General features: G+C 66.5%; 11 protein-coding genes. 5 read left to right on the forward strand and 6 right to left on the reverse strand.

Annotated features, from left to right (window positions below; genetic code table 11):
- Window positions 1–152: 152 nt before the first annotated feature.
- A complete protein-coding gene (locus ACK42S_RS10315) occupies window positions 153–1,067 on the forward strand; it encodes a cobalamin-binding protein (protein WP_409706647.1) in 915 nt (304 codons plus the stop codon).
- Window positions 1,068–1,135: 68 nt separating this feature from the next.
- On the opposite strand, the gene ACK42S_RS10320 is transcribed toward ACK42S_RS10315, so the two are convergent.
- Window positions 1,136–2,710 (reverse strand): glucan biosynthesis protein, encoded by a 1,575-nt coding sequence (locus tag ACK42S_RS10320; protein ID WP_409706650.1) that lies wholly within the window; start codon window positions 2,708–2,710, stop codon window positions 1,136–1,138.
- A gap of 327 nt (window positions 2,711–3,037) precedes the next feature.
- Here ACK42S_RS10320 and ACK42S_RS10325 point away from each other — a divergent pair, with 327 nt between their 5' ends.
- Both ACK42S_RS10325 and ACK42S_RS10330 read left to right on the forward strand, forming a co-directional pair.
- Entirely contained in the window at window positions 3,038–3,382 is a 345-nt protein-coding gene (locus ACK42S_RS10325; protein ID WP_409706653.1) for a hypothetical protein, read from the forward strand.
- 137 nt (window positions 3,383–3,519) lie between these two features.
- Window positions 3,520–5,427 (forward strand): response regulator, encoded by a 1,908-nt coding sequence (locus tag ACK42S_RS10330; RefSeq protein WP_409706656.1) that lies wholly within the window; start codon window positions 3,520–3,522, stop codon window positions 5,425–5,427.
- Here ACK42S_RS10330 and ACK42S_RS10335 read toward each other — a convergent pair.
- The 3 genes from ACK42S_RS10335 to ACK42S_RS10345 form a co-directional block, all read right to left on the reverse strand.
- Window positions 5,398–6,066: an N-acyl amino acid synthase FeeM domain-containing protein gene (locus ACK42S_RS10335; RefSeq protein ID WP_409706659.1), complete on the reverse strand. Its 669-nt coding sequence runs from the start codon at window positions 6,064–6,066 to the stop codon at window positions 5,398–5,400. The genes ACK42S_RS10330 and ACK42S_RS10335 overlap by 30 nt on opposite strands.
- 273 nt (window positions 6,067–6,339) lie before the next feature.
- Window positions 6,340–6,648, reverse strand: a complete 309-nt coding sequence (locus tag ACK42S_RS10340) for an H-NS family nucleoid-associated regulatory protein (RefSeq protein ID WP_409706662.1) — start codon at window positions 6,646–6,648, stop codon at window positions 6,340–6,342.
- A 160-nt stretch (window positions 6,649–6,808) separates the two neighbouring features.
- Window positions 6,809–7,852 carry an extracellular solute-binding protein gene (locus ACK42S_RS10345; protein ID WP_409706665.1) on the reverse strand — a complete coding sequence of 348 codons (1,044 nt, stop codon included), beginning with the start codon at window positions 7,850–7,852 and terminating at the stop codon, window positions 6,809–6,811.
- A 169-nt stretch (window positions 7,853–8,021) separates the two neighbouring features.
- Between ACK42S_RS10345 and ACK42S_RS10350 the strand changes: the two genes are divergently transcribed.
- Window positions 8,022–8,501: a hypothetical protein gene (locus ACK42S_RS10350; RefSeq protein ID WP_409706668.1), complete on the forward strand. Its 480-nt coding sequence runs from the start codon at window positions 8,022–8,024 to the stop codon at window positions 8,499–8,501.
- 5 nt (window positions 8,502–8,506) lie between these two features.
- Here the strand turns inward: ACK42S_RS10350 and ACK42S_RS10355 are convergent, their stop codons facing one another.
- Window positions 8,507–8,779: an oxidative damage protection protein gene (locus tag ACK42S_RS10355; RefSeq protein WP_409659454.1), complete on the reverse strand. Its 273-nt coding sequence runs from the start codon at window positions 8,777–8,779 to the stop codon at window positions 8,507–8,509.
- A 101-nt stretch (window positions 8,780–8,880) separates the two neighbouring features.
- A complete protein-coding gene (gene argA, locus ACK42S_RS10360; protein ID WP_409706671.1) occupies window positions 8,881–10,221 on the reverse strand; it encodes an amino-acid N-acetyltransferase in 1,341 nt (446 codons plus the stop codon).
- A 69-nt stretch (window positions 10,222–10,290) separates the two neighbouring features.
- Between argA and ACK42S_RS10365 the strand changes: the two genes are divergently transcribed.
- A partial coding sequence (locus tag ACK42S_RS10365) for a DEAD/DEAH box helicase (protein ID WP_409706674.1) occupies window positions 10,291–10,789 on the forward strand: 499 nt, incomplete at its 3' end.

Raw genomic sequence — 10,789 nt, forward strand, 5'->3', positions numbered from 1 at the left:
CGCCTGTTCGACCTGCCCGCGCCCGCCGGCCACGAGGGCCCCGCCTTCCAGGCCCTGCGCCTGGGCCTGCCGTCCGACGAGGCCGCCTTGCAGCGGCTCGATGCCGCCTTCGGCCGGGCCACCGCATCCACCACCTTCATAGCGAAGACCCCATGAAACCGAATGTCCTGTCTCGCGGCTTGCGTCTGGTGCTCGGCTGGGCCTGGCTGGGCGCCGCACTGGCTGCGTCCGCCCAGCCCGTGACCGTGGGCGATGACCACGGCCGTACGGTGACGCTGCCCCGAGCGGCCCAGCGCGTGATCAGCCTCGCCCCCCATGCCACCGAACTCATCTTCGCCGCCGGGGGCGGCGAGCGCCTGGTGGGCGTGGTCGAGTTCAGCGATTACCCCGAGGCCGCCAAGGCCATCCGCCGCGTGGGTGACAACAAGGCCGTCGATCTGGAAGCCGTGGCCGCCTTGAAGCCCGATCTGATCGTCGTCTGGCGCCACGGCAACGCACGCCGCCAGCTCGAAAAGCTGGGCCATCTGGGCATCCCCGTATATGAAAGCGACCCGCGGCGCCTTGACGACATCCCCGGCGCCCTGGAACGCCTGGGCCGCCTGCTGGGCACCAGCGCCCAGGCCACGCAGGCGGCCGACAGCTACCGCCAGCAACTGCAATCCCTGCGCGACCGCTACGCCGGCCGCCCGCCCGTGACCACCTTCTACCAGGTGTGGCGCCAGCCCCTGAAGACGCTGAACGACGAACACATGGTGAGCGACGTGATCCGTCTGTGCGGTGGCGTCAACGTCTTCGGCAAATTGGAGCCCCTGGTGCCTACGCTGTCCGACGAAGCCGTGCTGCAAGCCAACCCCGAATTCATGTTCGCCGCCAGCATGGGGGCCACCCACTCCCACCGCCCGGTGGACAGCCTCGACGGCTGGAAACGCTTCCCCCGCCTCACGGCCGTGCAGCGCGGCAACCTGTTCTATGTGAACGGCGATCTCATCAACCGGCCCACACCGAGGGTGCTGCAGGGGGCGGCGCTGATTTGTGAAGCGATGGAGGAGGTACGGGGGCGGCGATAGTGGCCGGGTCGCCGATGATTCCCAGCCTGTTTTGAGGTCGGCCACCCTTGCGGGTGGCTTTTTCGTTGTCAGTACAGCTTGCGCTCGGTCATTGGCGGCGGGCTCCATTGGTACAGCCAGGTCTCGGTGAGCGGCTGTCCCGCGTGCTCGAGATAGAGGCGGATGGTGATGGGTTCGGTGTCCTCGGGCGGCACCAAGTCGAACATCGCGCGGTAGCCGCCGATGGAATGCAGCGGCCGTGCCGAGACGATCTCGACGCGGCCTCGGCTGGGGGTGACGACGGCCTTGACGTTGGCGTTGCGCCCCAGCAGCGAGAGATCCCCGCCGGTGAAGTCCACGGCAAAGCGCCACGAGAAATATTGGCGTGGCCGGCCGACGACGCCGCCCAGGCCGGTGCGGGTGGCCACGCACCGGGCCAAGGGAGGCTGGACCGGGGGATGCGTGCCCCAGTGCAGGCGGTAGCTGTAGAGCAGTTCCTCGCCCGCCTGGGGCTTGCGCCGCGGGTTCCAGAAGGCGACGATGTTGTCGAAGGTTTCGTCGACGGTGGGAATCTCGACGAGCTGGACCGAACCGTCTCCCCAGTCGCCGCGGGGTTCCACCCACAGGCTGGGCCGGCGCTCGTAGAAGACTCCATCGTCTTGGTAATTCTCGAAGTTGCGGTCGCGCTGCAGCAGCCCGAAGCCGCGCGGTTGACGGTCCTGGAACGCGTTGAAGGCGAGCTGCCGCGGATTGGTCAGTGGGCGCCAAATCCATTCGCCTGCCCCGGTCCACAGGGCCAGGCCGTCGCTGTCGTGGATCTCCGGGCGCCAGTCGTAGCCCATGCGACGGTCGTTTTCTCCCACCTGGTACATGCTGGTCAGGGGGGCGATGCCCAGGCGTTCGATGGTCTTGCGCGGGTACAGGCTGGCGTCCACATCCATCACGAGGGTGTCTCCCGGGGTGATGCGCAAGCGGTACGCGCCGGCGATGCTGGGGGAGTCGAGCAAGGCGTGCACGACGACGGTGCTGGATTGCGGGTCGGGCCGCTCCAGCCAGAAGGCGGTGAAGTCGGGAAACTCCTCGGGGTAGGGCATGGCCGTGTCGATGGCCAGCCCCCGCGCGGACAGCCCGTATTGCCATTGTCCGCCGACGGCACGGAAGTAACTGGCCCCCAGGAAGGCGCAGACGTCGCGCTCCAGGTCGGTGTGAAAGTTCAGACGAAAGCCTGCAAACCCGAGATCGCCGGGCAGGGCGGCCGGGTCCAGGCCGCTTTGGCGATGGTCGAACATCGAAGCCCGGTAGGCGATTTCGCGGGCCTGCCCGTCGACAACCTCATGGATGCGCACTGGGGACTTGAAGAACAGGCCCAGATGGAAGAACTGGGCCTGGAAGCGCAAGCCCTCATCGCGCCACAGGGCCCGCTCGGGGCGGAAACGGATGGACTGGTACCGGTCCCAGTCCAGCGCCTCGACCGCCGCGGGCAGCCGGCGCGAGCGGGTCTGATACGGGCGTTCGGACAGCCAGCGGGCATGACCCTTGAGCTTGGCGTGGTCGAAGGGCTGCGCGGCGGGGGCTGGCTGGCTCGCCGATGCCGCCAGGAGGGAATCGGCCCAGGGCAGGGTTGCGAGAGCCCCCAGGGTGTGAACAAAGTGGCGTCTTTGCATGCGGGCGGTGACAAATCGGCAACGGTGGCCGCAAACGGCCATGGAAGAATCGCGGCAGTGTGCGGCGCACTGGCTCCCCGACCCGTCAGCCGGGAGGGGAACGGAACTGTAGGACAATTCCGACAGCCGTCCATAGCGTGAAGGAATGCACATTTCAAGGCGGTGCGAGCCCCGGGTCTGGGGGTTGTGAGCTCAAGAGATCTGGCTTCCGATGCGATATAGCCGTACAGGCCGCGGTGTCGTGGGCCGGCGGGTCGAGTGTGAAATGGTGTCAATGCCCTGGGGCCCGTGGCGGGTCCGGCGGGCCCAGGAGCAGGAGCGTCCGGAATGACAAGCGTGTTTGCCGTGTTGGATGACCAGGAGGACGCCTGCGGTGCGTTCCATCTCCCGGTTCAAGGCCTGTTCGCCGATCTGGAACGGGCCCAGGGCTCGATCAACCTGGACGAGGAGTTCCTGTCGATGCCGCCCGAGGTCCAGGTAGCCATTCTGCAGGACTGGCAGCGAGCCTTGGAGGTCAGCCGGCGTCGTGCCTTGATGAGAATGTTCGCCGAAGTCTGCGACAGCCTGCCGCAGGCGCCGATCAGTCTGCGCTGGCAACGGCTGCGCGAACGCTGCGAGCGCCTGGGGCTGGAATGCCCGGCTGAATTGCCCGTCCCCATGACTGCCGCCTGATGGCGTGCGGTGACGGACCGTTGGCATGGGATGCGGCAGAAATGAGACAACGGCGCGCACGCGGCGCCAGCCTGGGGCGTGGGGGTGTTGATACCACGAAGTGAAAAACTACACTCGGCAACGTGGTGGTGACCAAGATGGCAGACGCGATAGGCGTCCAGATCGACCGTGACCTTGCAGAGCGGGTTGCCGACGAGCAACTGCGCATGGTCTGGATGCACGCGTCCATCGGAACGCTCATTGCCACGGCGTTCGCGGTCTTCATGGCCTTGCACATGCCCGACACCGTGCCTCGGCTGCTGGTGCAAACCTGGGTGGTCATGAAGCTGCTGGTGGCCATTCCGCGTATCGTGCAGGCCCAGGTGTACCGGCGCCAGGGGTATCCCGGGGGGCAGGCCTGGCGCAACAGCACCTACTGGCTGCTGGCATTGGACGGAGCGGTCTGGGGTCTGGCGGGGGCGTGGCTGATGCAGCAGGACTCGCATACCGCCTCGCTGGTGGCTGCCAGCCTGGCGTGTGTGGCGTCGGTGGCCACCTTCGGACTGCAGGTGCGGATGCTGGCCACGGCGGCCTATGTGGCCCCGATGCTCGGCCCCACTGCGCTGTCTCTGCTGTGGCGGGGCGACGAATTTGGTTTTCTGGGTGGCACCGGGCTGGTGCTGATGCTAGGCCTGCTGCTCACCACGGCCTTTCGCTCCGAGAAGCGTCTGGCCGAGGTCTTCCTGCTGCGTCTGCATGCAAGCCGCATCGCCCAGGAACGGGCCGAGGCTCTGGAGCTGGCCAAGCGGGAGAGTGCCGTCAAAAGCCAGTTCCTGGCCACGATGAGTCATGAATTGCGCACCCCGCTGCACGGCATCCTCGGGCTGGCACGGCTGATCCACGTGGATGCCAAGGATCCGGCGATGCGGCGTCGGGTCGAATTGATCGAGAGCTCGGGGACGCACCTGCTGTCGCTGATCAACGACTTGCTGGACATCGCCCGCATCGAGTCGGGTCAGTTGAAGATCCAGCGCACCACGTTCGACCTGGCAGCCGAACTGGAGCGGGTGGCAGGGGTGTATGCCGTGCGTGCCGAAGACAAAGGTTTGGTCTTCACCAGCGACCTGCGTCTGCCGCGTCCATGCTGGGTGGAGGGCGATCCGGCGCGCACACGCCAGGTGCTGCACAACCTGCTGGGCAATGCGGTGAAGTTCACCCAGAAGGGATGGATCGGCTTGGCGGCTCATCGGGAACCCGGTGACGAGACGGTGATCTTCGAGGTTCGTGACACCGGTGTGGGCATCGCCCCTGCCGACCAGGGGCGCATTTTCGAGGCCTTCCGGCAGGTGGCTGCCGGGCCGTCGCGTCCCCTGGAGGGCACCGGGCTGGGCCTGACGATTGCGCGCGAGATCGCCCATGCGCTGGGGGGCGATATCACCTGCCAGAGCACGGTGGGGGTGGGTTCGTTGTTCCGCTTCACGGCCCGGCTGCCTTCGGTGGAGGCGCCGCAGACGGTGACTGCCCCGCCGGCGAGCACGCCAGCCGCGACGGGGCCCGGCCCCGTGGCGGTGCAGGCGGGCGAGCCGCCCGGACAGCGCCAGCCCCATGTGCTGCTGGTGGAAGACAACGATCTCAATGCCTTGGTGGCGTCGGCCTTCCTGGAGCGTTGCGGGCTCGAGGTCGAGCATGTGCATGATGGCCGCGAAGCGGTGCGTCATGCCCTGAGAGAGGTGGGGCGTCCGGATCTGATTCTGATGGACTGCCTGATGCCCACGCTCGATGGCTTCGAAGCCACACGCGAGATCCGCAACCAGGAACAGGCCCTGGGCTTGGCGAGGGTGCCGGTGATTGCCCTGACCGCCACGGCCAGCGAGGAGGATCGCCGCCGTTGCATCTCCGCGGGCATGGACGATTTCCTGGCCAAGCCGTTCACCGACGCCGACCTGATGGCTTTGATGAGCGTGTGGCTGCAGCTTCCAGGAACCAACCGTGGGGCCCCGCCTGCCTCGGCTCAGGACGAAGCGGACGATGCCTCGCTAGGCGGCAAGGGCTTCCTGCCGACCTAGGGACATCGCCGGTTCGAACAGCCGGATGTCGGGGTGTACGGTGCCCACCATGAAGGTGTAGAGCGGATGGTGCTTCGCATGCCATTCGCGCTCAGCAGCGCGCACGTCGAAGGCCAGGACCCAATGGTCGATGTTCCCGGCATGTGCCAGCGGCACGGTGCGGTCGTCGTCGTACAGGCTGGTGAAGCCCAGACGCCGGTACTGCCGGACCAGGGCCGGACTGCGGGCGCCGATGACCATCCAGCGCACCTGGTTGGCCAGGCAATAGAGGTAGCTGGCCTTCATCAGCGCGAGCTTGATGAGCGGGTCGGTCTGACCCGGAACCACCGCCAGCCGGGTGATCTCGGCCCGCGCGTCGTCGCGCATGGCCTCGGGCACTTGCACGCTGCCTTCGATCAGCAAGGGGCCATGGCTGTTGACCTGGACCCGCGCCGTGCCCACCGGCTCGCCGCTGGCTTTGTCGGTGCACACCAGCACGACCGTGGCGGGGGAGTGGTCCAAGGTGTCGGGTTGCGCAAAGGCGGTGCGTAACTCCGGGAGATGATGTCCATACGACTCGGAGCGCACCCGGCAGGCGGCCTGGAGGTCCTGGGGGCTGCGGGCGATCCGGACGGTGAAGCTGAGATGGGCGGTGGGCATGGCGGCAAGGCGTATTTGATCGAGTAAGCCAACCCGGCAGCGCGACCGGATTGGGACGGCCTATCTAACTTACCGTGTTTGGGCCCCCCTGGGGATGGGGGCCCGCAAAATATCCTGCCTGCGTGCGTTTGATGCCGCATCGGGCGGCAGGAAGCGGGCTGGTGTTCGATGCAAAACGGCCGAAACCCGACATCGGTGTGCCGGGGTTCGGCCGTGTCAAAGTGGGCTGGGGGCGAGGCTGCCGGGTCAGCGCGGCCGCTGGGGCCCTTGGGTTCAAATGGCGAGGTCGCTCAGTTGCTTGCCGCTGGCAAGGGCTGCTTCCACCCACTTGGGTTGGCGTCCGCGCCCGGTCCAGGTTTCACCGGTGGCGGGATTGCGGTATTTGGGCGCCACTTTGCCACCCTTGCCCACTGCGGGTTTGCCCGTGGAGGACTTGCCACCGAGATCAGCCACCGTGATGCCATATTGGGCCATCAGGCTCTTGATCTTGGCGATGGCCTCGGCCAGTTCTTGTTTGCGGGCGTTCTCGATTTTCTTTTCGAGCTCGGCTTTCTGGGCAAGGAGTTCCTGATAGGTCGACATGTATTCAGCCTCGGAAATGACAACAGAGCTGAATATAGCCCGAATGAGCCGGGTTTGGAACCGGACTTGCGGGTTTCCAGAAAAAGCAAACGCCCGCCGCACGGAAGGCGCAGCGGGCGCGCAAGGGCGAGGCCGGCAGGCGCCGGTGGCCGTGCCGACTTTACTTGAAGCCCACCCGGTCGAGCATCTGCTGGACCTTGGCGGTATTGGCGCCGACAGTGGCGATCGGCACGAGTTCGGCCTTGAATTCACCCAGGGCGTCGAGGGCCGGATTGCCGGCCTTCACCCCGGCGACGACGGGATACTCATTGTTGCCATTGGCGAAGTAAACCTGGGCCTGGTCGCTGGCCAGATATTCCAGGAACAGCCGGGCCGCTTCGCGGTTCTTGGCATGGCGGGCCACGCCGCCGCCCGAAATATTGACGTGCGTGCCCCAGCTTTGCTGATTCGGAAACACGACACCGACCTTGCGCACGACGTCCTGGTCTTCCGGCTTGTTCGAACGCATCAGGCGGGCGAAATAGTAGCTGTTGCTGATGGCCACGCCACATTCGCCGCTGGCCACGGCACGGATTTGGTCGGTGTCGCCGCCCTTGGGTTCGCGGGCCATGTTGGCGACGACCGCCTTGGCCCAGGCTTCGGTTTTCTCGGGGCCGATGTGCTCCATCAGGGAGCCGAACAGCGACAGGTTGTAAGGGTGCGAGCCTGAGCGAGTGCAGACCTTGCCTTTGAGCGCCGGATCAGCCAGCTTTTCGTACGTGTCGACGGCAGACGGCTGGATCGTGGCCTTGTTGTAGACGATCACGCGCGCCCTCGTGGAAAAGCCGAACCACTGCGAACCCTGACCGTTGTCGGCACCGCGCAGTTTGGCTGGAATGCGCTCTTCCAGCACCTTCGATCGCAGCGGGGAGAACAGCCCATCGGCCTCGGCGCGCCACAGTCGGGCAGCGTCCACCAGCAGGATCACGTCAGCCGGGCTGGCTGAGCCCTCGCTCTTCAGGCGCGCCAGGATGCCGGCGTCATCGGCTTCGACCCGGTTGATGCGGATCCCGGTGGCCTTGGTGAAGTTGGTATAGAGGGCTTCGTCCGTCTGATAGTGGCGAGCGGAGTACAGGTTGAGCACCTGGTTGTCCTGGGCGTGGGACGGCAGGCTCAGGGCGACAGCCAGGGCACACAAAGGGGCGGCAAGACGTCGGATGGACATGGTCACTCCTGGAAAAGACCGCCGCATTCTAGACAAAAACACGAATGATTCTCAAAAAGATTTTGAGGAAGTTTGATCTGCTAGCAGGGCCTTGTCGCGGCGAGTGTGCCGCCAGCGAGCGTGGCATTTGCCCTTGTGAGTCGTGAGGCGCCTGAGAGATCATGGAAGGATGCCCAAACCCTCAGCCATCGCCGCAGGGCCCGATGCACGGTCGCGTCCCGCACAGGCCCTGCTGGTGGCCTGCGAAGGCGCCCACAGCCTATACCTGCGCAGCCGCTTGAGTCTGCGGCAGGTGGCCTGCGCCGATGTGGCCGAGGCTGAGGCGGCCGTCGAGTTCTGTGCCGAGCGGCCGGTGGATCTGGTGGTGGTGGACTTCGATCACCTGGGCGAGCCGGCGGGCTGGCTGCTCGTGCGGCAGCTTCGTGTTCCGCATGCGTGCCGGCCCGCACCGAAACTGGCCGTGTTGGGGTGCCAGGGGCGCTGGCGCCGTTGGCGCGCATCGATGGCTGGCCTGGGTTGCCTGGACAAGCCGCTGGATCCACGATCCCTGGATGCCTGGATCGTACGCTGCCTGGGTCCGGCCCGCGCTGGGCCGGCACCGGTGTCGTTGTTTGCCCCTGGGCTGTCCGGGGGCGGCCGGCCGGGGTGAACGGTTCAGTTCGACGGCGGCACGTAGCCGGCGGGCTGGTCGGCGCCTTCGCCGAAGAAGTAGCGCTCCATCTGCCGGGCCAGGTACTGGCGGGCCCGAGCGTCGGCCAGGTTCAGCCGATTCTCGTTCACGAGCATGGTCTGGTGCCTCAGCCAGCCAGCCCAGGCTTCCTTGCTGACGTGGTCGTAGATGCGCTTGCCCAGCTCTCCGGGATAGGGAGGAAAGTCGAGGCCTTCGGCTTCCTTCTTGAGATAGACGCATTGAACGGTGCGAGCCATGGAATTGCCTTGTGTCATCGGAGGGATTCGGGAGGATTGTCTCGCGGGACACGGGCCTTGCAGCCCGAAGACCCGGCGCGCCTTGCGCATTTCTCCTGCGCTCAGCGCAGGCGTTTGACCAGGACCTTGGAGCGGCGGTCCCAGTTGTACTTGCGCTTGCGGGCTTCAGGCAGCCAGTCCGGGTCGACCTCGCTGAAGCCGCGCTTGATGAACCAGTGCATCGTGCGGGTGGTCAGCACGAACAGGGACTCCAACCCCATGGCGCGGGCGCGCTGCTCGATGCGCTTGAGGATGCGTTCGCCGTCGCCCTGGCCCTGCACCTGGGGCGAGATGGTCAGCGCGGCCATCTCGCCGGTGCGGGCTTCGGGGTAGGGGTAGAGGGCTGCGCAGCCGAAGATCACGCCGTCGTGTTCGATCACGGTGTAGTGACCGATGTCGCGCTCGATCTCGGTACGGCTGCGCTTGACCAGGGTGCCGTCTTTCTCGAAGGGTTCGATGAGCTGGAGGATGCCGCCGATGTCGTCCACGGTGGCCTCGCGCAGGCTTTCCAGCTTTTCGTCGACCACCATGGTGCCGATGCCGTCGTGGGTGTAGACCTCGAGCAGCACGGCGCCGTCCACGGAGAAAGGCAGGATGTGCGAGCGCTCGACCCCGCCCAGGCAGGCCTTGACGCAGTGCTGCAGGTAGAAGGCCGTGTCGGTGGGCTGGCTCGGGCTGGGCAACTGGGCCAGCAGGCGTTGCGCATCGGCCAGCGCCAGCTCGGTGTCGATCGGGCTGTCCGGGTCGTTGGGGTTTTCGCGGATGCCGGGCACCTCGGTCATGAAGATGAGCTTGTCGGCCTGCAGGGCCACCGCGGTGCTGGTGGCCACATCTTCCATCGTGAGATTGAAGGCCTCGCCCGTGGGCGAGAAGCCGAAGGGCGACAGCAGCACGATCGCTCCGGTGTCGATGGCGCGCTGAATGGCGCCTGCGTCCACGCGGCGCACCACGCCGCTGTGCATGAAGTCCACGCCGTCGACGATGCCGACCGGCCGGGCGGTGAGGAAGTTGCCCGAGATCACGCGCACCGTCGAATTGGCCATGGGCGTGTTGGGCAGGCCCTGGGAGAACGCGGCCTCGATCTCGAAACGCAACTGGCCGGCGGCTTCCTGGGCGCAGTCCAGCGCGATGGGGTCGGTGATGCGTATGCCGTGAGAAAAGCGCGATTCGTGCCCCTTGGCGCGAAGTTGTTCGGTCACCTGCGGACGGAAGCCGTGCACGAGCACGAGCTTGATGCCCATGGCGTGCAAGATCGCCAGGTCCTGAACGAAGGCATTGAGTTTGCCCGCGGCGATCGCTTCGCCGGCCAGGCCTACCACGAAGGTCTTGCCCTTGTAGGCATGGACGTACGGCGCCACCGAGCGGAACCACGGGACGAAGGTGTGGGGAAAAACGAGGCTCATGGTGGTGGGCGGGCGATGGTCCGCGTCCGGGCGGGCGCTTTGAAATAATGGCGGATTTTGCACGAGCCGATGAGTTCCAGCGCACGGCCCCGCAGTGCGGGGCCCGCCCACCCCGTTCCGCCGATCACCTTTCCCGAGTCGCTGCCGGTGTCCGGCCGGTGGGAGGAGATTGCGCGTGCGCTCCAGGCGCACCAGGTGGTCATCGTCTGCGGCGAGACGGGCTCGGGCAAGACCACGCAGTTGCCCAAGATTGCGCTGGCCCTGGGACGGGGCCGCGGGGCCGGGGGGGCCGGCCTGATCGGTCACACCCAGCCGCGGCGCATCGCGGCCTCCAGTGTGGCCAAGCGCATCGCCCAGGAGCTGAACTCGCCGCTGGGCGAGGTGGTGGGCTACAAGGTGCGCTTCCAGGACCGGCTTTCGCCCGGGGCCTCGGTGAAGCTGATGACCGACGGCATCTTGCTGGCCGAGACGCAGACCGACCCGCTGCTGTCGGCCTACGACACGCTCATCATCGACGAGGCCCACGAGCGCAGCTTGAACATCGACTTCCTGCTGGGCTATCTGCGCC

The organism is Caldimonas sp. (genome assembly GCF_046289365.1).
In the GTDB taxonomy this organism is placed as follows: domain Bacteria; phylum Pseudomonadota; class Gammaproteobacteria; order Burkholderiales; family Burkholderiaceae_C; genus Caldimonas.

Bases quoted from the DNA above. Each gene is read 5' to 3' on its own strand.
- ACK42S_RS10315 (WP_409706647.1), top strand. From the start codon at position 153: ATGAAACCGAATGTCCTGTCTCGCGGCTTGCGTCTGGTGCTCGGCTGG.
- ACK42S_RS10320 (WP_409706650.1), bottom strand. From the start codon at position 2,710: ATGCAAAGACGCCACTTTGTTCACACCCTGGGGGCTCTCGCAACCCTG.
- ACK42S_RS10325 (WP_409706653.1), top strand. From the start codon at position 3,038: ATGACAAGCGTGTTTGCCGTGTTGGATGACCAGGAGGACGCCTGCGGT.
- ACK42S_RS10330 (WP_409706656.1), top strand. From the start codon at position 3,520: ATGGCAGACGCGATAGGCGTCCAGATCGACCGTGACCTTGCAGAGCGG.
- ACK42S_RS10335 (WP_409706659.1), bottom strand. From the start codon at position 6,066: ATGCCCACCGCCCATCTCAGCTTCACCGTCCGGATCGCCCGCAGCCCC.
- ACK42S_RS10340 (WP_409706662.1), bottom strand. From the start codon at position 6,648: ATGTCGACCTATCAGGAACTCCTTGCCCAGAAAGCCGAGCTCGAAAAG.
- ACK42S_RS10345 (WP_409706665.1), bottom strand. From the start codon at position 7,852: ATGTCCATCCGACGTCTTGCCGCCCCTTTGTGTGCCCTGGCTGTCGCC.
- ACK42S_RS10350 (WP_409706668.1), top strand. From the start codon at position 8,022: ATGCCCAAACCCTCAGCCATCGCCGCAGGGCCCGATGCACGGTCGCGT.
- ACK42S_RS10355 (WP_409659454.1), bottom strand. From the start codon at position 8,779: ATGGCTCGCACCGTTCAATGCGTCTATCTCAAGAAGGAAGCCGAAGGC.
- argA (WP_409706671.1), bottom strand. From the start codon at position 10,221: ATGAGCCTCGTTTTTCCCCACACCTTCGTCCCGTGGTTCCGCTCGGTG.